Below are 18,051 nucleotides of genomic sequence, written 5' to 3'. Positions count from 1 at the left end.
TGAGGTGTGATGGTTTCGTTCGGTGCAATGGCGGGGATCGCAGTGGTCGCGCTCGGCATGGTGTTGTCGCCCGGTCCCAACATGATCTATCTGGTGTCGCGGACGATCACACAGGGTCGGCGGGCCGGGATGATCTCGCTGGGCGGGGTGGCGGCCGGGTTCGTGGTGTACGTGCTCGCGGCCACCGCCGGGCTCACCACGGTCTTCACGCTCGTCCCGGCGCTCTATACGGCGATCAAGGTCGCCGGCGCGGGGTACCTGCTGTGGATGGCCTGGCAGGCGGTGAGGCCGGGCGGCGGCTCCCCGTTCGCCCCCAAGGAGCTACCGGTGGACCCGCCGCGCCGGCTCTTCACCATGGGCCTGGTGACCAACCTCCTCAACCCGAAGATCGCGATCCTGTACGTGTCGCTGCTGCCCCAGTTCGTCGACCCGGAACGGGGCAACGTCGCGCTGCAAAGCCTCGTGCTCGGCCTGACCCAGGTCTTTGTGGCGCTGACGGTCAACGCCCTCTGGGTGCTGAGCGCGGGGGCCGTCGCGCTGTTCCTAGCGCGACGGCCGCTCTGGCAGCGCGTCCAGCGGTACGCGATGGGCACCGTGCTCGCCGGCCTCGCCGTCCACCTCGGGCTCGACAAGTCCAAGGCGGTCGTGGCGGCCCCCTGACGGTGCCACCCGCAGGATCCGGGCCGCCCACGGCGGCAGCCACCAGTTCCACTTGCCGAACAGCGCGACCATCGCCGGGACCAGGAGCGCGCGGACGATGGTCGCGTCGAGCAGGATGCCGAGCCCCAGCCCGGTCGCGAAGATCTTCACCTCGACGATGGGCGCCGCGGCCAGCGAGGCGAACGCCAGGAACAGGATGAGCGCCGCGCTGGTCACCAGCCGCCCGGTCCGTCCGATGCCCTCGACGACGGCCGTCTCCGTGGAGCCGGTGCGGTCGTACTCCTCCCGCATCCGGGCGAGGATGAAGACCTCGTAGTCCATCGACAGCCCGTAGAGGAAGGCGAACACCATCGCCGGGATGAAGACCGCGATCGACCCCGTCGCCGAGATTCCCCAGATCTGATCGCTGCCGTGGCCCTGCTGCCATACCAGGACCGTCGAGCCGAGGACCGCCGCCAGCGACAGCAGATTGAGCAGCACGGCCTTCAGCGGCAGCAGGAGCGACCGGAACGCCCGGGCCAGCAGCACGAACGTGAGCAGGCCGATGACCGCCAGCAGGAGCGGGAACGCGCCGTACACCTTGTCGGTGAAGTCGAGATCGGCCGCGGTCTCGCCGCCCACCTGGGCGCCCGGCGGCGCGGCGGCGCGGATCGCCTTCACGGTGTCCTTGCCGGCGGCGGTGCCGCCCTCTCCGGAGGGCAGGACGGTGACGAGCGCGGAGCCGTCACGCCGCCAGCCGTCCCCTTCGGGCGCGACCACGGAATGCACTCCAGGCAGGCCGCGCAGTTCGGCGGCGACGCGCGCCGGATCGGCGCCGGCAGGCAGGAGCACGTCGACGGGTGTGAGGACTCCGGACGGCACGCCCCCGTGGCGGAGCGCGGTCAGTCCCTCGTAGGCGTGGCCGGACTTGGCCATGGCGCCGCTGTGCGGCTCGCCGAGGTTCATCCCGAGTGCGACGTACGCCAGGGCGGCGAGGATCGCCGTGGAGACCAGGACCGCCACCCACCTGAAGCGGACCACCATGCGGGTCCAGGCCGTCCAGGCCCGGCTCGCCCCCGCCTCCTTGCGGAGCCTGGGCCGGTCCAGCCAGGGCCCGATGGTGGCCAGGACGACCGGCAGCAGCGTGAGCGTGGCCAGCGCGCTCACCGTCGGGATGATCATTCCTCCGTACGCGACGCTGCGCAGGAACTCCACCGGCATGACCAGCATCGCGATCAGCCCGATGGCCACCGCGGCGGCGCTGAAGAGGACCGCGTGCCCCGCCGTGGCCATGGCCCGGCGCACCGCCGCGTCGCCCTCGTGCCCCCGGGCGCGTTCCTCCCGCCACCGGGTGACCAGCAGCAGCGAGTAGTCGACCGCCACGCCCAGCCCGATGAGCGCGACGACGAACTGCACCATGAAGTTGACGTCCGTCACGCCGGTGATCCCGTACACCGCCAGGAACGAGGTCAGGATCGACACGACGGCGATGGCGAGGGGCACCAGGGCGAGGAACGAGCCGAAGACGAAGGCGAGCACGACCAGCGCGCCGACGCCGCCGATGACGGTCTCGACGAGCACGCTCGGCCCCTCGCTCCCGGCAGCCTCCTCCAGTCCCGCCATGCCGGTCACCGCGACCGTGGAGCCTGGCGGAAGCTCCGACCGCAGCACCTGGCCGAGCGGACCGCTCAGGTCCGGGCCCTCGCCGTCCCTGCCGCCGCCTTCCCCGCTCTCACCGCCTTGCGTCTGCTGGATCGGGAAGACCAGGCCGAACGTGGTCCTGCCGTCCGTGGCGACGAGGCGACGGTCCCCGGCGTCGGCGTACGAGACGACGCGCGCGTTCAACCGGCTGCGGGCGGCGTCGAAGGCCTTGCCCAGCGCCGCCTTGGCCTGGGGCGAGTCCACGTTCTGCCCGGCGGGCAGGGTGACCACGGGGATCAGCGGCTTGTCCGCGCCGCCCGAGCCGTACACCCGCGCGATCGCGGCGTTGGCGTCGCGCGCGGCCGATCCCGGCGGTGCGAAGTCCTCTTTCAGCCGGTCGGTGACCTGCGTGACGGCGAAGGCACCCGCGCAGGTGACGGCCAGCCACAGCAGCGTGACGAGAAGTTTGTGCCGGAGCACGTAGCCAGAGAATCTCTCCATGCGGCTCAGTGCAGCGGCCCGGTCTTCGGTGGCTGTGTGGACGCTCTTAGGGATCTCTGTGAATCGGCGCTGTGAATCGGCGCTGTGAATCGGCGCTGTGAATCGGCGCTGTGAATCGGCCTTCACAGCGATCTCTAAGGGATCTCACACTGCGCTCGAAGCGGTCCTGAGGCGAGACTGAGCGCGTGACACATGCCCCCACACGCATCCTCGTGGTCGACGACGAGACATACCTGGCCGATCTGGTCGCCACCGCGCTCCGCTATGAGGGGTTCGAGGCGGCCGTGGCCGGATCGGGCGCGGAGACCGTGGCGCAGGTGGCGCGGTTCGCCCCGGACCTCATCGTGCTCGACGTGATGCTCCCGGACGGCTCCGGCCTGGAGACCTGCGCCAAGCTGCGGCGCGACGGCTGCGAGGCGCCGGTGGTGTTCCTGACCGCCCGTGACGCCACCGAGGACAAGATCAAGGGACTGACGGTCGGCGGTGACGACTACGTGACCAAGCCGTTCAGCCTGGAGGAGCTGATCGCGCGCATCCGGGCCGTCCTGCGCCGGGCCAGGCCGCGCGACCGTGACCGCTCCCGGCTGGTGTTCGCCGACCTGGAGATCGACGAGGACACCTACGAGGTACGGCGCGGCGGTGACCTGGTCGAGCTGACCCCGACCGAGTTCAAGCTGCTGCGCTACCTCGTGCTGAACTCCGGCCGGGTCCTGTCCAAGCGGCAGATCCTCGACCACGTCTGGGAGTACGACTTCGGCGGCAGCGACGGCGTCGTCCAGACCTACGTCAGCTACCTGCGGCGCAAGGTCGACGACCGCGACCCCCGCCTGATCCACACGGTGCCGCGCGTCGGCTACATCCTCCGCTTGCCCAGGGAGGCCTGATGTCCCTCCGCCACCGGCTCATCTTCATCGTGCTGGTGCTCCTGACCCTGGGGCTCGTCACCGTGGGAGCCTCGACCATCGCGGCGATCTTCGACTGGAAGACCTCGACCAACGACCGGCTGATGTCCTCGGTCGGCCGGGAGGCGGCGGCCCTCGTGGCGGCCCGCGCGGAGCGAGGTGAGGGGCTCACCCTGCCGCCCGCCACCGAGGACTTGCCGCGCCTGTGGCAGGCCGGGAGCCGGTACGGCGGATTCCCGTCGTTCCTCCAGATCCGCGGGCCGGACGGCAGGGTCCTGCAGACCGTGTCGTTCGCCGAGACGCCGCCGATCCCGGCGGGCGTCCGCCCGGGGAAGGCGGACGAGGGCAATCCCGACGGCGAGCGGTTCACCCGGATCGAGGCGCGCGTGACCGGCGCCGAGGACCGGTGGGAGGGGCCGTTCGGCGACCGGGTGCCCGACTGGCGGATCCGCGCCGCGTGGCTGCCCGGAGGAAAGGGCACGCTCGTGATGGCGATGCGCACCACCGAGCAGGACGAACTGATCGGGCGCACGCTCGGGACGCTCTTCACGGTGACCCTGCTCGTCCTCGGCGGCGTCGCGTGCCTGGCCTGGCGCGCGATACGGCGGGCGCTGAGGCCGCTGGACGAGATCGCCGAGACCGCGGGCGCCATCGGCGGCGGAGACCTCTCCCGGCGGGTCGAGGCGCCCGGCCCGAAGACCGAGGTCGGCCGGCTCGGGGCCGCGCTCAACGGGATGCTGGCGCAGATCGAGGCCGCGTTCCGGGAGCGCGCGGCCTCCGAGGACCGCCTGCGGCGCTTCATCGCCGACGCCTCGCACGAGCTGCGCACTCCCGTGGCGACCGTCCGCGGGTACGCCGAGCTGTTCCGGCGCGGCGCCGCTGACCGGCCCGGAGACCTGGCCAAGGCCATGCGCCGGATCGAGTCCGAGGCCGAGCGGATGGGCCTGCTGGTCGACGAGATGTTGCTCCTGGCACGCCTCGACCAGGGCCGCCCGCTGGAACGCGAACCGGTCGATCTCGCCGTCCTCGCCGCCGACGCGGTCGCCGACGCGGGGGCGGTCGAGCCCGACCGGCCGATCATGCTTGAGGCGGACGGGCCCGTGGTCGTCCTAGGTGACGCCGAACGGCTGCGGCAGGTGCTCGGGAACCTCCTCGTCAACGTCCGGCGGCACACCCCCGCGGGGGCACCGGCCACCGTCCGCGCGGGCGTCACGGGGGACCAGGCCTTCGTCGAGGTGGCCGACACCGGCCCGGGTCTCGCCGCGGAGCAGTGCGCCAAGGTGTTCGAGCGCTTCTACCGGGCCGACGAGGCACGGACACGCGATCACGGCGGGGCCGGGCTGGGGCTCTCGATCGTCGCCGCCGTGGCCGAGGCGCACGGCGGCACGGCCACGGCGCGTTCCGAGCCGACCGGCGGGGCCGCGTTCCGCGTCACCTTTCCCGCGGTCCCGGTTCCCGCCGGACCGCCCTGACGTGCGTCGGATTTGGCGGCACTTGTCATGATTGGCCGGTGAACGAGCGACGGCAGGACGGGAACACCAGGGGCTGGCGGCGCCCGGACGCCTCCATGTCCCTGCTCTCGGACCTGTTCGCCGGCAAGGTCCTCGACCCCGGATACGCCGAGGCCGCGGCGCGGCGCGAGGCGGCGGGGGAGCGGGAACCGCGGCGCGGCCGGTTCCGCCACGGCGGCGTGCTTCTGGTCCTGATCGTGGTGGGCCTGCTGATCGCGGTCGCGGTGGCCGAGGTCCGGCGCAGCGAACCGGTCGCCCAGCAGCAGCGCTCCCGGCTCATCGGCGAGATCCGCACCCGGACCGCCGAGTCCGACGAGCTCCAGCGGCGCCTCGACCGGCTGCGGGCAGACACCGAACGGCAGCGCGTCGCCGCCCTCGCCCGTAGCGAGGCCGGGCGGCGGGCCCGCGCGGACCTCACCGCCGCCGGCGCGGCCGCCGCGGCCGTCCCGGTCGAGGGCACCGCGCTGGTCGTGACCCTCGCCGACGCCGAGCCGCAGGACGGCGGGCGGCGCCGGGCGGACGCCGGCCGGGTCTATGATCAGGACCTCCAGGTGCTGGTCAACGCCCTCTGGGCGGCCGGGGCCCGGGCGATCGGGATCAACGGCCAGCGGCTGACGCCGACGACGGCGATCCGGACCGCCGGCGAGGCGATCCTGGTGGACTACCGGCCGCTGACCGGCCCGTACGAGGTGACCGCACTGGGCGACCGGGACCGGATCGAGGGTGCCCTGCGCCGCTCCGCGGCCGGCCGGCGCCTGCAGGCGCTGGAGGACCGGTTCGGTGTCCGGTACGGGACCCGCCGGACGGACGAGGCGCGCCTGCCCGCCGCCGGGGCTCTGCAGCTGCGGCACGCGCGCCCGCGGGGCGAAGGCGGCAGAGGCGAAGGTGCCAGAGGCGAAGGCCCACGGGGCGAGGGGACGCGCCGTCCATGACCTGGACGGGCGAGAGGGTGGACCGGGGAGGGGTGTGCCGAGCGTGATCGCGCTGATCGGCCTGGTGGCCGGGGTGGTGCTGGGCCTGCTGTTCGAGCCGACCGTGCCGCTGTGGCTGCAGCCCTACCTGCCGATCGCCATCGTGGCCGCGCTGGACGCCATGTTCGGCGGGGTCCGGGCGCGGCTGGAGGGGATCTTCGACGAGAAGGTCTTCGTGGTCTCGTTCGTCAGCAACACCATCATCGCCGCGCTGATCGTCTTCCTGGGCGACCAGCTCGGCGTGGGCTCGCAGCTGTCCACCGGCGTCGTGGTGGTCCTGGGCATCCGGATCTTCTCCAACGCGGCGGCCATCCGGCGGAAGCTCTTCGGCGCATGAGCGACGTCGAGCCGCAGACGCCTGACGAGCAGGCGCCCGAGGAGCGGGAGACCTCCGCGAAGCAGGAGCCCGAGGAGACACCTGGGTTCCTGGACCTGCTGCGTCCCCGTACGACACTGGGACAGCTCGCCGGCGGCCTCCTGTGCGTGCTGCTGGGCTTCGCGCTGGTGACCCAGGTCAGATCCACCCAGCGGGACACCACGTTCGCCACCGCCCGGCAGGACGAGCTCGTCGGCATCCTTTCCGACCTCTCCCAGCGGTCCGAGCGGCTCCGTGGCGACCTGCGCGACCTGGAGGGCACCAAGGCCGAGCTCGAACGGGACGTCCAGGGCGGGACGGCCCTGGAGGAGGCACGGCGGCGAGCGACCACGTACGGGCTGCTCGCGGGCACCCTGCCGGCCGAGGGGCCCGGGATCGAGCTGCTGATCGGCGATCCCCGCGGCGCGGTGCGCTCGGTCAACCTCCTCGACACGCTGCAGGAGCTGCGCGACGCGGGCGCCGAAGTGATCCAGATCAACGAGGTCCGGGCCGGGGTGAACACCTACTTCCTCGACGCCCCCGGAGGCATCGAGGTGGACGGCCGGATCCTGCGGGCGCCGTACCGGTTCCTCGCCATCGGGGACCCGCACACCATGACGACGGCGCTCAACATTCCCGGCGGCGTGATCAAGACGCTCCAGAACGCCGGGGCGAGCACGACCGTCACCCCGCGTACAAGGCTCACCATCAGCGCGGTACGGTCGGGGTGAGGGGCACCGGGGGTGGCGATCGAGGCTCGTCCGCGCGGCGGCGTAGACCTGCGATCATTATCGAAGGTAGCTTGAGGAGGTCGGCTCCCCGATCCAGTTGACCCCTCGGGCAATACCCGCGTAAGTTGCGGCGACCGTCGTGTGAATGGGCGGGGAGTCGGACCGTGGTCGGGGGCGGGTCCCCGGCGTGGGTTGGTAAAGGATGCGCGTGGCGCAGGCGACCCTCGCGAGAGCGAGGAGCCCGCGGCACGCCGATGGTAGGAGGCCGAGCCGATCGATGCCGAGCGTCTACTGCACGCAGTGCGGTCACGCCAACCCGGATGATGCCCGCTTCTGCTCCAACTGCGGCACTCCGCTGACGCGGACCGCCACGCCTCCCTCGCCTGCTCCCCAGCAGCCACCGCCGCCCTACCGCGAGTCGCCGGGCGAGTCGACGTCGACGATCTCGATCGGCGGCTTCGAGGCCCTCGACGCCGACCAGAGCGCCGAGGAGCCCGTCGGCCCCGACCAGGTCGCCGTCGAGGCCCTGCCGCCCGGCACCGCGCTGCTGGTGGTCAAGCGCGGGCCCAACGCCGGGAGCCGCTTCCTGCTCGACAAGGAGCGCACGTCGGCGGGGCGCCATCCAGAGAGTGACATCTTCCTCGACGATGTGACCGTGTCCCGCCGGCACGCCGAGTTCGCCCGGCAGGGCGGCAGCTTCTCGGTCCGGGACGTGGGCAGCCTCAACGGCACCTACGTCAACCGTCAGCGGATCGACTCCGCCGGCCTGTCGGGCGGCGACGAGGTCCAGATCGGCAAGTTCCGGCTGGTGTTCCTGACCAATCCGCAGCACGGCTGACCGGACGGCCGCGCGCCGGATGACGGGCGCCGCGCCGGGTGGGGGACCGCCACGGGGACGAGGGGAGGGGCCATGAACGCGCAGCCAGTCCGTGCCCTGATGACGATCGGGGATGTTCTGGGCCTGCTCAGGGCCGACTTCCCCGACATCACCATCTCCAAGATCCGCTTCCTGGAGGCGGAGGGGCTGATCGAGCCGCAGCGCAGCCCCTCCGGATACCGCAAGTTCGGTGAGGCCGACGTCGACCGGCTGCGGTTCATCCTCACCGCCCAGCGTGACCACTATCTGCCACTGCGGGTGATCAAGCAGCGGCTGGAGGCCCAGGACCGCGGCGAGGCCCTGCCGCCCCTGGAGACGGCCCGGCATGTCCCGGCGCAGGAACGCCGCCCCCGCACGCTCGTGGCGGCCGACACGGGCGCCCCCGAGCCCGCCGTGCGCCTCACCCGGCGCCAGCTCCTCGACGGCGCCGGGATCGACGAGGAGCTGCTGAGCAGCCTGGAGGACTACGGGCTGGTGGCCAGAGCGGGCGCGCACTATGACGGCGAGGCTCTCACGATCGCCCGCGCCGCCGCCGCGCTCGGCTCGTTCGGCGTCGATGTGCGTAATCTGCGGCCCCTCAAGGCCGCCGCCGACCGGCACGTCGGCCTCATCGAACAGGTGATCGCACCCCAGCTGCGCCGCCGCAGCCCCGGCGCGCACGAGCAGGCGGCCGAGGCGGCCCGTGAGATCGCCGCGTTGTCGGTCCGGCTGCACGCGGCGTTGCTGGCCACGGGCCTGCGTGAAAGCCTTGACCCCTGATCATGAATTTGCCGGAGGTTATTGCCGCGCTGTCCGCGCGCCCCCCTGTCGGGGGTCGGGTGTACGTTGGCTACAAGGTTCGGTCAGAAATCGATCTGGACAATTGGTGATCGAGACAGCGAGGACCAGCAGGGAGCCGCAGTGAAGCAGATGGAGGTCGTCGGCGTCCGGGTCGAGATGCCCTCCAATCAGCCGATCGTCCTGTTGAAGGAGACGGACGGGGATCGGTACCTGCCCATCTGGATCGGGGCGGTGGAGGCGACCGCGATCGCCTTCGCCCAGCAGGGCGTGCTGCCGGCGCGCCCGCTCACCCATGACCTCTTCCGCGACGTTCTCGACGCCCTGAGCGTCCAACTGCGCACGGTCAACATCATCGCGTTGCGCGAAGGCATCTTCTTCGCCGACCTGGTGTTCTCCAACGGCGTCGAGGTGAGCGCGCGCCCGTCCGACTCGATCGCCCTGGCCCTGCGCACCGGGGCCACCATCTTCGCCAGCGAGGACGTCCTCGAAGAGGCCGGGGTCGCCATCCCCGACGAGCAGGAGGACGAGGTCGAGAAATTCCGCGAGTTCCTCGACACCATCTCGCCGGAGGACTTCGGGCGAGCAGGCTAGCCTCCGAGGCCGAACAGCGGTCCTTCGGGTTAGGTAAAGCTTTTTGGGGCGTGCAAGGTCATGCCGGGTTCCGAGTGATCTTGCATTGCGGGTGAGGGTCCTGTTTCCGCTGGGTAATCACCTGGGTAGGAGTGCATGGGGTGCGGGGTGCGCAATTTGCCCACGTGAAGCCGGTTCATCCGGGCATGCGACGCGCCGACGACGAACGTTGACCACACCCTGACCGGCACCTACCGTGCTGGTGGAACACCCGTGGTGTAATTCGTCAAACCCCCTTGACGGAGCGCGGCGGGCTGATAGAAGCCGGAGGTCCGCGTGGCGGTGAGCAGCGGCGAGGGCAAGGCGACCCCCGACAGGCACATGGCGTCTCGGCGTGCCGGAGAGCAGGGACTGCTCTTCGACACCGAGGTGTCGTCGCCGCCCGAGGATGTCGGCTACCGCGGGCCGACCGCGTGCTCCGCGGCCGGGATCACCTACCGGCAGCTGGACTACTGGGCGCGCACCGGGCTCGTCGAGCCCAGCGTGCGGGCCGCGCACGGGTCGGGCAGCCAGCGGCTCTACAGCTTCCGCGACATCCTGGTCCTGAAGGTCGTCAAACGGCTCCTGGACACGGGTGTGTCGTTGCAGCAGATCCGGACCGCGGTCACGCACCTGCGGGACCGGGGGGTCAACGATCTGGCCCAGATCACGCTCATGAGCGACGGTGTGAGCGTCTACGAGTGCACCTCGGCCGACGAGGTCGTGGATCTGCTCCAGGGCGGTCAGGGCGTCTTCGGCATCGCCCTCGGGCGGGTCTGGCAGGAGGTCGAAGGCAGCCTCGCGGAGCTGCCGGGGGAACGCGCCACGACCGACGATGACGACGACCACCCGCACGACGAGCTCGCGCACCGCAGGCGGGTGCGCAAGACGGGCTAGATCGCTTCCTTCCGCTGCAGATAGGCGAACGCGGCCCAGCCCGGGAGCACCGGGAACCACAACGTCAGCAGACGGTAGAGCAGCACGGCCGACGTCGCCGTCTCGGCGGTCAGGCCGGCCAGGGTCAGCGCCAGGGTCAGCGCCCCTTCGACGGCGCCGAGGCCGCCGGGAGTGGGCGCGGCCGAGCCGACCGCGTTGGCGGTCAGGAAGACCACGATCACCGTGGTGAGGGGCAGTTCACCGCCGAAGGCGCGGATGGAGCTGTCCAGGCAGGCCACGAAGGCGGCGCTGAGCAGGATGATGCCGCCCATGCCCGTGAACATCTTCTTGGGCGACTGGAGCACGTCCACCAGCCGGGGCACGACGCCGGAGAACATGTTCTTCAGCCGGGCGGTGACGAAGCGCCGCACCTTGGGGATGGTGAGCGCGATCCCGGCGATGATCGCGAGCGCCAGCAGCACGATGACGATCGTCCGGGACGGCGCCAGATCCTTGGTGGCGTTCGTGGTGGAGCCGGTGATGAAGCCGAAGAGGATCAGCAGCAGGATGTGGGTGGCCATGCCCATCAGCTGGGAGGCGCCCACGCTGGCCACGGCCGGCCCGGGGCGGACCCCGGAGCGCTGAAGGTAGCGGGTGTTGAGCGCCACGCCCGCGACGGCGGCCGGTGCCACGAGCTTCACGAACGACGCGGCCAGCTGCACCAGGACCGTGCGCCAGAGCGGGAGCGGCTCGGGCACGAAGCCGATGAGCATCCAGGCGGCGGCCACGTAGGTGGCGGCCGCCGCGGCCAGGCCGGCCGCCGCCCACCACCATGTGGCCGATGACAGCAGATTGCCGAGATCAACGCTGCTGAGCTGGGGGACGATGATGTAGGCCGCGAAGGTGAGGGCCACGATGCTGACGATCGTGCGGGGGCGGAAACGCTCCAGCCGGATCGGCGGGGCCTCGCTCTCGGGCTTGAGGCGCAGGATCTGCTCGCGGATGCGGGTCAGCAGGTCCTTGTCGTGGCGCAGCGCGGCCCGCGTGGCGCGGGTCAGGGCGACCCGCTGGAGCATCGGCACGACCCCGGCCAGGGTGCTGTCGCCGAGGATGGGCGAGGCGGTCGCGACCGCGCGTTCCGGCCCGACGCGCAGCGCGAGCGTGGTGAGGAGCTGGGCCAGGTCCAGCCGCAGCGCCAGATCACCGGCGGCGATCTCGCCGACGCGCAGATGGACCAGATGGGCCCGGCCGTCGGTGATCTGGATGGACTCGGCCTCCAGGCGGCGGTGGGCGAGGCGCCCCGCCTGGAGGCGCTGGAACTGCCGCCAGATGTCGGCCAGGAGCTCGTCGGTGATCTCGTCGTCGGCGAGCGTGTTCAGGGTGCGCCCCGAGACGTGCTCGTACGCCAGCAGCGCGGCCTCGGTGCCCACTTCGGAGGTGCCGAGCAGGCGGGGCGTCCGGGCGTTCGCGGCGTGGACCGCGTACGCCATCAGGGACTCCTGCTCCAGCGACCGGCGCAGCGACCGCAGCGCGCGGCGGGGCGTCGCGGCGCGGAGCCGGACTAGGCGCCACACCCGGTAGAAGAGCCCGGCGGTCTGCTGGTCGCGGTCCAGGACGGTGACCCGCAGCTGCCATTCGCCCTGGGGCAGCTGGCGGCCGGCGGTCTGCTCGACCGCCACGTCATAGGCCCGGGGCTCGTCGGCCGGGGCCGGGACGCGACGGGCGCGCAAGGGCGTGAAACCCAGCCTGGTCAAGGCGGCCATGACCGCGGTGCCGGGCGGGCGGGGGTTGGGCGTGCCGACGGCGTACAGCGTGCCGTGGCCGATGGCCCGGCCGAGGAAGTACGTGGCCGCCAGCGCGGCCACGGAGGCGTACAGGGCCGTCAGCCCGGTCAGCGCGGCCAGTCCGATCATTGCCCAGGTGGCGGCCTGCCAGCGCGTCCGGCCGGCCATGCCCACGGCCGTGACGAACGCGATGACCGGGGTGATGTCGGTGTGCACCGGCGCGGTGTCGGTGCCGCCCCAGATGAGGGAGTCCAGGACGCCGCCGGGGGCCGCGGGGACCACCCAGTCGTCCAGGACGATGGTGAGGACGAACGCGATCACCGCGGCCAGCAGGGCGATCGCGACCCGTACCCCGTCCTTGTGGAACAGGCGCTCGATCGCGAACGCGACCGGCACGGCCAGCACGCCGAAGCTGGAGACCAGCGTGGCCATGGTCAGCAGGAACCGCGGGGCCTGCGTGGTGCCCCCGACGATGTCGCTCTGCAAGCCGGTCGTGGTGCCCTTGGCGATAGAGACCAGCAGCAGGATCGCGGCGAGGCCCGCGACGGAGGCCAGGAAACGGATGGCGTCGACCGGGCGGCGGATCCGGTCGGGGCCGGCCGGCTCGTCCACGGGCACGCCGACGGCGGCGCCCTGCTTGGGCTCGGGCGCCTCGCTCCGGGCCTCGGGAGCGCCCTGTGTCGTGCTGTGCGTCACGCCCTGTGTCATGCCGCACCACCGTCCGGAACTCTCACTGTGATCAGCGTCCCAGAACAGGCGCCGCCCCGTCGAGCGGGGCATGCCGTGCTGCCCCGCGCGGCCCCAACCGACTTACCTATTGGTCTCGCCCCCCGGCTCCGGGCCGCCCGTGGCTCTGTGAGCTGTGGATATCGTACTGACCGGCCCTGGCGGCCGATCATGGGCCCCAACCGCGGACCGCGGGGCCGCGTCGATCGTTTCCGTCCTCTTTGGATAGAGTTCCCCTTAGGACATGCCGTCGACCCTGTGCGGGAGAGACTCCACGCCGCCAGCGTGGGGCGCCGAAGGGGCAACCCTCCCCGGAACCTCTCAGGCAAAAGGACCGCTGGGCGAGGCACCTCTGGAAAGCAGGCGTCGTTCCCTCGATGGAGGGAACGGGCCTCACCGAAGGGGAAACCCCGCTCCGCGGGTGAAGCTCTCAGGTGCCCATGACAGAGGGGGAGACCGGCCATCGGGCCAGCGCGGGCCGATGGTGGCCCTGAGCGACCCCAGCAGCCCAGGAGGATTCCCCTATGACCGCCCAGTACTTCGCCCCGGTGGCGTCGCCACAGCACCCACGGTCCACGTTCGCCGACCGGCACATCGGCCCGTCCCCCGACGACCAGTCCCGGATGCTGGCGGCCATCGGCTATTCGAGCGCCGAGGCGCTGATGGACGACGCGGTGCCCGCCGTCATCCGGACCGGCCGGCCGCTGGACCTGCCGGCGGCGCTGAGCGAGCCGCAGGCCCTCGCGCGGCTGCGCGAGCTGGCCGCGAAGAACACCGTCGTCCGCTCCATGATCGGCCTCGGCTACCACGGCACGCACACGCCGGGCGTCATCCTGCGCAACGTCCTGGAAAACCCGGGCTGGTACACCGCCTACACCCCGTACCAGCCCGAGATCTCCCAGGGCCGGCTGGAGGCGCTGCTCAACTTCCAGACCGTGGTGAGCGACCTGACGGGGCTGCCGGTCGCCAACGCCTCGCTGCTGGACGAGGGGACCGCCGCGGCCGAGGCCATGGCCCTCGCGCACCGGGTGTCCAAGCGCAAGGACCCGGGCTCGTTCCTGGTCGACACCGACGCGCTGCCGCAGACCATCGAGGTGATCCGGACCCGCGCCGTCCCGCTGGGCATCGAGGTGGTCATCGCCGACCTGTCCGGCGGCCTGCCCGAGGGCGACTTCTTCGGGGTCCTCCTGCAGTACCCGGGTGCCTCCGGCGCCGTTCGCGACCTGGAGCCGGTCAGCGCCGCCGCCCACGAGCGCGGTGCCCAGGTCGTCGTCGCGGCCGACCTGCTCGCGCTGACCCTGCTGCGGCCGCCGGGCGAGTCGGGCGCCGACATCGTCGTCGGCTCGTCGCAGCGCTTCGGCGTCCCGTACGGCTTCGGCGGCCCGCACGCCGGCTACATGGCCGTCCGCGAGGGCATCCAGCGGCAGCTGCCGGGCCGCCTGGTCGGCGTGTCCGTCGACGCCGACGGCGCCCCCGCCTACCGGCTGGCGCTGCAGACCCGCGAGCAGCACATCCGGCGCGAGAAGGCCACCAGCAACATCTGCACCGCCCAGGTGCTCCTCGCCGTCATGGCGAGCATGTACGCGGTCTACCACGGCCCCGAGGGCCTGGCCGCGATCGCCGAACGCACGCACGGGCACGCCGCCGAGATCGCCGCCGGGCTGCGCCGGGCGGGTGCCGAGGTCGTCCACGACGCCTTCTTCGACACCGTGCTCGCCCGGGTTCCCGGGCGGGCCCGCGAGATCCTCGCCAAGGCCCTGGAGAACGGCCGCAATCTGCGCCTGGTCGACGACGACCACCTCGCGATCGCGTGTGACGAGACCACCGACGCCTCTGACGTGGCGGCGGTGCTCGCCTCGTTCGGCCTGGACGAGGCACCGGCGGAGGAGGTCGCACAGGCGATCCCCGAGGGGCTGCGCCGGGAGAGCCCGTACCTCACCCACCCGGTGTTCCACGCGCACCGCTCCGAGACCGCGATGCTGCGCTACCTGCGCAAACTGCAGGACAGGGACATCGCACTGGACCGGTCGATGATCCCGCTCGGCTCCTGCACCATGAAGCTGAACGCCACCACCGAGATGGAACCGATCACCTGGCCCGAGTTCGCGGACATCCACCCGTTCGCGCCCGTCGAGCAGGTCCAGGGCTACCTGGAGCTGATCGGCGAGCTGGAGGACTGGCTCGCCGAGCTCACCGGCTACGCGCGGGTGTCGGTCCAGCCGAACGCCGGATCGCAGGGCGAGCTGGCCGGGCTCCTCGCCATCCGCGGCTACCACGCCTCCCGCGGCGACCAGGGCCGGACCATCTGCCTAATCCCGTCCTCGGCGCACGGCACCAACGCCGCCAGCGCCGTCATGGCGGGCATGAAGGTCGTCGTGGTCACGTGCGACGACCACGGCAACATCGATCTGGACGACCTGCACGCCAAGATCGAAAAGCATCGCGAGCAGCTTGCCGCGATCATGGTGACCTATCCCTCCACGCACGGCGTCTTCGAGGAGACGATCGCGGACGTCTGCAAGGCCGTGCACGACGCGGGCGGGCAGGTCTACGTCGACGGCGCCAACCTCAACGCGCTGGTGGGCCTGGCCCGGCCGGGCGAGTTCGGCTCCGACGTCTCCCACCTCAACCTGCACAAGACGTTCTGCATCCCGCACGGCGGCGGCGGTCCCGGCGTCGGCCCGGTCGGCGTGCGCGAGCACCTGGTGCCGTTCCTGCCCAGCCACCCGCTGCGCGCCGAGGCCGGGCCTCAGGAGACGGGGGTCGGGCCGATCTCGGCCGCGCCGTGGGGGTCGGCCGGCATCCTGCCGATCTCGTGGACCTACATCGCGATGATGGGGCCGGACGGCCTGCGCGAGGCCACCGAGAGCGCCATCATCGGCGCCAACTACCTGGCCGCGCGGCTCGCCCCGCACTACCCGGTGCTCTACACCGGGCGGAACGGCCTGGTCGCGCACGAGTGCATCGCCGACCTCCGCAAGATCACCAAGGAGACCGGCGTCACCGCCGAGGACGTCGCCAAGCGGCTGATCGACTACGGCTTCCACGCGCCGACCCTGTCGTTCCCGGTGGCGGGCACGCTGATGATCGAGCCGACCGAGAGCGAGGACCTCGCCGAGCTCGACCGGTTCGCAGACGCCATGATCGAGATCCGGCGGGAGATCGAGCGGGTCGCGGACGGCACGTTCGACCGCGACGACAACCCGCTGAAGAACGCCCCGCACACCGCGGCGAGCCTCATCACCGAGGACTGGAAGCACTCCTACACCCGCGAGGAGGCCGCCTACCCGGTGCCGGCGCTGCGGGAGGACAAGTACTGGTCGCCGGTGCGCCGCATCGACCAGGCCTACGGCGACCGGAACCTGGTGTGCTCCTGCCCCCCGCCGGAGGCGTTCGAGGACTGAGCCGGGAGCGTTCGAGGACTGAGCCGGTGGCGTCCGAGGACTGACCGTGACGCCGTCTCGGAATCTGTGATCGTTCTTGTCCGGATCCGGGTGTCGTCCCGGGACGGGAGGGGCCGATCTCGATAGGCTCTGGGGACCATTCGGACCCCCAGAAGGCTGCCGCATGAGCAAGACGCCTGACGATCCGGCTCGGCTGTGCGAGGAGGCCCGGCGGCTCGCCGAGAACGGCGAGGCCGACCGGGCCGCCCTGCTGTTCCAGGAGGTGCTCGCGCTGGGCGACACACCGGTGCGGGCGCAGGCCGCGCTCGGGCTGGCCGTCGTCCTCGACGACTCCGGGGACGTGGCGGGGGCGCGGGAGGCCGACCGGGTCGCGATCCAGGCCGCGGACCCCGAGTACGGGCCCCGGGCCGCCTACCACCTGGCGCTCACCCACGAACGAGCCGGCGAGCACGCGGAGGCCGGGCGCGCCTGGCAGGTCGTGGTCGACTTCGGCAATCCCGCCTACCTCCCGCCGGCCTTCCTGGCGCTGGGACGGCTGGCCGACGACGCGGGCGACTTCGAGACCGCGCGGGGGCACTGGGAGGAGGCGATCGGGACCGGGGACCCCGAGTACGGACCGGTGGCCGCCCACGACCTCGCCCAGCGGCTGCTCGAACGCGGCGAGCCGGTGCGCGCCCAGCGCGTCCTGACCGCGGGCCTGAAGGTCATCGACCGGGAGTCCGCACCGTACGCCTACGCCCGGCTGGCGGTGGCGCTCGGCATCTCCTGCCTCGACCAGGCCATCGGCGCGTTCGGCGCGGCCCTCGGCGACGATGACGCCGTCGCCGACCCGGAGGTCGGGCCGCTGGCCACCGAGCTGCTGGCACGCACGCTGCCGCTGCGCGGACGCGGCGACGAGGCGCGCGAGGTCTGGCGCCGCGGCCTCTCCGACCCCGGCGTGTCGGGCCAGGTGCGGGCACGCCTCCGCCGCGACTTCGGCGGTGACGACGAGGACGCCGACCCCGCGGACCTGTGGTGGGAGCCGGTCGTCGAGTCGGCGGTGTCGGACGGCTCGCTGCCCGCGGTGGCGGGCGAGGCCTTCGGCGCCCTCGACCACATGTACGCGCTGCTCGCCGTCCGGTACGCCGACGGCCCGGCCGCCGATCCCGCGCCCGCCGAGACGCACGACCTGCTGGGCCGGGCCATCAGGGTGCCGAGTGACTATCTCTGGGGCCCGCTCCTGCATGAGAGTTTCGCCGAGCGGCTGCGGATGGCGACGGGCACGCCCGCCCGGTCGCTGCCGCCCGGCTGGCCCGACGCCTGAGGGATCCGGGAGGGTTCAGCTCGCGACGTCACGTTCGGCGACGACCTGGTCGATCCGCACCCGCACGAGGTACTCGCCGGGCACCGCGTTGCGCTCGCCGAACTCCTTGCCCCGGTCCTCACCCATGTAGCGGCCGCCGATGGCCGTCGCCCAGGTGAGCATCTCGTCCAGGTCCTCCGACAGCGTGGCCTCTCCCTTGATGAGGACGAACGAGAACGGCGGCTCCTGGTCGTCCACGCAGATCACCACCCGGGGCTCACGCCGGAGGATGCGCCCCTTGAGGCTTTCCTTGCCTGTGTTGAACACCAGGTCTGGGCCGTCCAGGACGAACCAGATGGGGGTCACGTGAGGGCTGCCGTCCTTGCGGGTCAGCCCGATCTTCCCGGTCCGTGTCCCCTCTGATACGAATTCCCGCCATTCACTTTCCGTCATCTTTACCAT

The 18,051-nt window shown here is 72.0% G+C and carries 15 protein-coding genes and 2 riboswitches; of the genes, 12 read left to right on the top strand and 3 right to left on the bottom strand.

The features are described from left to right. The first annotated feature begins 27 nt into the window (after positions 1-27). Positions 28-660 carry a LysE family translocator gene (locus F8566_RS47965; RefSeq protein ID WP_225994199.1) on the top strand — a complete coding sequence of 211 codons (633 nt, stop codon included), beginning with the start codon at positions 28-30 and terminating at the stop codon, positions 658-660. Here the strand turns inward: F8566_RS47965 and F8566_RS47960 are convergent. Beyond that, positions 544-2,781, bottom strand: a complete 2,238-nt coding sequence (locus tag F8566_RS47960) for an MMPL family transporter (RefSeq protein WP_151570890.1) — start codon at positions 2,779-2,781, stop codon at positions 544-546. The two genes, F8566_RS47965 and F8566_RS47960, sit on opposite strands and share 117 nt — an antisense overlap. Positions 2,782-2,966: 185 nt before the next feature. On the opposite strand from F8566_RS47960, the gene F8566_RS47955 reads away from it, so the two are divergent. The 9 genes from F8566_RS47955 to F8566_RS47915 all read left to right on the top strand — a co-directional run bounded on the left by F8566_RS47955 (position 2,967) and on the right by F8566_RS47915 (position 10,414). After that, positions 2,967-3,665, top strand: a complete 699-nt coding sequence (locus tag F8566_RS47955; protein WP_151570888.1) for a response regulator transcription factor — start codon at positions 2,967-2,969, stop codon at positions 3,663-3,665. Then, a complete protein-coding gene (locus tag F8566_RS47950) occupies positions 3,665-5,155 on the top strand; it encodes a sensor histidine kinase (RefSeq protein ID WP_225994198.1) in 1,491 nt (496 codons plus the stop codon). The genes F8566_RS47955 and F8566_RS47950 overlap by 1 nt, the downstream gene beginning before the upstream one ends. Positions 5,156-5,193: 38 nt before the next feature. Continuing rightward, positions 5,194-6,126, top strand: a complete 933-nt coding sequence (locus F8566_RS47945; RefSeq protein WP_151570886.1) for a DUF881 domain-containing protein — start codon at positions 5,194-5,196, stop codon at positions 6,124-6,126. A gap of 34 nt (positions 6,127-6,160) precedes the next feature. Next, entirely contained in the window at positions 6,161-6,502 is a 342-nt protein-coding gene (locus F8566_RS47940; RefSeq protein ID WP_264159550.1) for a small basic family protein, read from the top strand. Then, a complete protein-coding gene (locus tag F8566_RS47935; protein WP_151570884.1) occupies positions 6,499-7,251 on the top strand; it encodes a DUF881 domain-containing protein in 753 nt (250 codons plus the stop codon). The genes F8566_RS47940 and F8566_RS47935 overlap by 4 nt, the downstream gene beginning before the upstream one ends. A gap of 277 nt (positions 7,252-7,528) precedes the next feature. After that, the gene (gene odhI / locus F8566_RS47930; RefSeq protein WP_151570882.1) at positions 7,529-8,089 is read left to right on the top strand and encodes an oxoglutarate dehydrogenase inhibitor Odhl; all 561 of its coding nucleotides are present in this window, start codon (positions 7,529-7,531) and stop codon (positions 8,087-8,089) included. A gap of 72 nt (positions 8,090-8,161) precedes the next feature. Beyond that, positions 8,162-8,887 carry a transcriptional regulator FtsR gene (gene ftsR, locus F8566_RS47925; protein ID WP_151570880.1) on the top strand — a complete coding sequence of 242 codons (726 nt, stop codon included), beginning with the start codon at positions 8,162-8,164 and terminating at the stop codon, positions 8,885-8,887. A gap of 141 nt (positions 8,888-9,028) precedes the next feature. Further along, complete coding sequence (locus F8566_RS47920) at positions 9,029-9,499, top strand: bifunctional nuclease family protein (RefSeq protein ID WP_151570878.1); 471 nt, start codon at positions 9,029-9,031, stop codon at positions 9,497-9,499. Between the two features lie 315 nt (positions 9,500-9,814). Continuing rightward, a complete protein-coding gene (locus tag F8566_RS47915; protein ID WP_151570876.1) occupies positions 9,815-10,414 on the top strand; it encodes a MerR family transcriptional regulator in 600 nt (199 codons plus the stop codon). Here the strand turns inward: F8566_RS47915 and F8566_RS47910 are convergent. Then, on the bottom strand, positions 10,411-12,885 hold the full coding sequence (locus F8566_RS47910; RefSeq protein WP_151570874.1) for a lysylphosphatidylglycerol synthase transmembrane domain-containing protein: 2,475 nt from the start codon (positions 12,883-12,885) through the stop codon (positions 10,411-10,413). The two genes, F8566_RS47915 and F8566_RS47910, sit on opposite strands and share 4 nt — an antisense overlap. 269 nt (positions 12,886-13,154) lie before the next feature. Further along, a riboswitch (glycine riboswitch) is annotated at positions 13,155-13,250 on the top strand. After that, positions 13,251-13,357, top strand: a riboswitch (glycine riboswitch). A gap of 70 nt (positions 13,358-13,427) precedes the next feature. On the opposite strand from F8566_RS47910, the gene gcvP reads away from it, so the two are divergent. Then, positions 13,428-16,307: an aminomethyl-transferring glycine dehydrogenase gene (gene gcvP / locus F8566_RS47905; protein WP_151570872.1), complete on the top strand. Its 2,880-nt coding sequence runs from the start codon at positions 13,428-13,430 to the stop codon at positions 16,305-16,307. Between the two features lie 163 nt (positions 16,308-16,470). Further along, positions 16,471-17,610, top strand: coding sequence for a tetratricopeptide repeat protein (locus tag F8566_RS47900; RefSeq protein WP_151570870.1), 1,140 nt, complete (start codon positions 16,471-16,473; stop codon positions 17,608-17,610). A gap of 15 nt (positions 17,611-17,625) precedes the next feature. On the opposite strand, the gene F8566_RS47895 is transcribed toward F8566_RS47900, so the two are convergent. After that, positions 17,626-18,042: a PPOX class F420-dependent oxidoreductase gene (locus F8566_RS47895; protein ID WP_318836483.1), complete on the bottom strand. Its 417-nt coding sequence runs from the start codon at positions 18,040-18,042 to the stop codon at positions 17,626-17,628. Between the last annotated feature and the right edge of the window lie 9 nt (positions 18,043-18,051).

Origin of the sequence: Actinomadura rudentiformis, assembly GCF_008923185.1 — a bacterium.
In the GTDB taxonomy this organism is placed as follows: domain Bacteria; phylum Actinomycetota; class Actinomycetes; order Streptosporangiales; family Streptosporangiaceae; genus Spirillospora; species Spirillospora rudentiformis.
This window is presented reverse-complemented; position numbering and strand designations above follow the sequence as displayed.

What these genes read in the sequence shown, in the direction of transcription:
- F8566_RS47965 (WP_225994199.1), top strand. Translation starts at nt 28, where the DNA reads ATGGCGGGGATCGCAGTGGTCGCGCTCGGCATGGTGTTGTCGCCCGGT.
- F8566_RS47960 (WP_151570890.1), bottom strand. Translation starts at nt 2,781, where the DNA reads ATGGAGAGATTCTCTGGCTACGTGCTCCGGCACAAACTTCTCGTCACG.
- F8566_RS47950 (WP_225994198.1), top strand. Translation starts at nt 3,665, where the DNA reads ATGTCCCTCCGCCACCGGCTCATCTTCATCGTGCTGGTGCTCCTGACC.
- F8566_RS47935 (WP_151570884.1), top strand. Translation starts at nt 6,499, where the DNA reads ATGAGCGACGTCGAGCCGCAGACGCCTGACGAGCAGGCGCCCGAGGAG.
- odhI (WP_151570882.1), top strand. Translation starts at nt 7,529, where the DNA reads ATGCCGAGCGTCTACTGCACGCAGTGCGGTCACGCCAACCCGGATGAT.
- ftsR (WP_151570880.1), top strand. Translation starts at nt 8,162, where the DNA reads ATGAACGCGCAGCCAGTCCGTGCCCTGATGACGATCGGGGATGTTCTG.
- F8566_RS47910 (WP_151570874.1), bottom strand. Translation starts at nt 12,885, where the DNA reads ATGACACAGGGCGTGACGCACAGCACGACACAGGGCGCTCCCGAGGCC.
- gcvP (WP_151570872.1), top strand. Translation starts at nt 13,428, where the DNA reads ATGACCGCCCAGTACTTCGCCCCGGTGGCGTCGCCACAGCACCCACGG.
- F8566_RS47900 (WP_151570870.1), top strand. Translation starts at nt 16,471, where the DNA reads ATGAGCAAGACGCCTGACGATCCGGCTCGGCTGTGCGAGGAGGCCCGG.
- F8566_RS47895 (WP_318836483.1), bottom strand. Translation starts at nt 18,042, where the DNA reads ATGACGGAAAGTGAATGGCGGGAATTCGTATCAGAGGGGACACGGACC.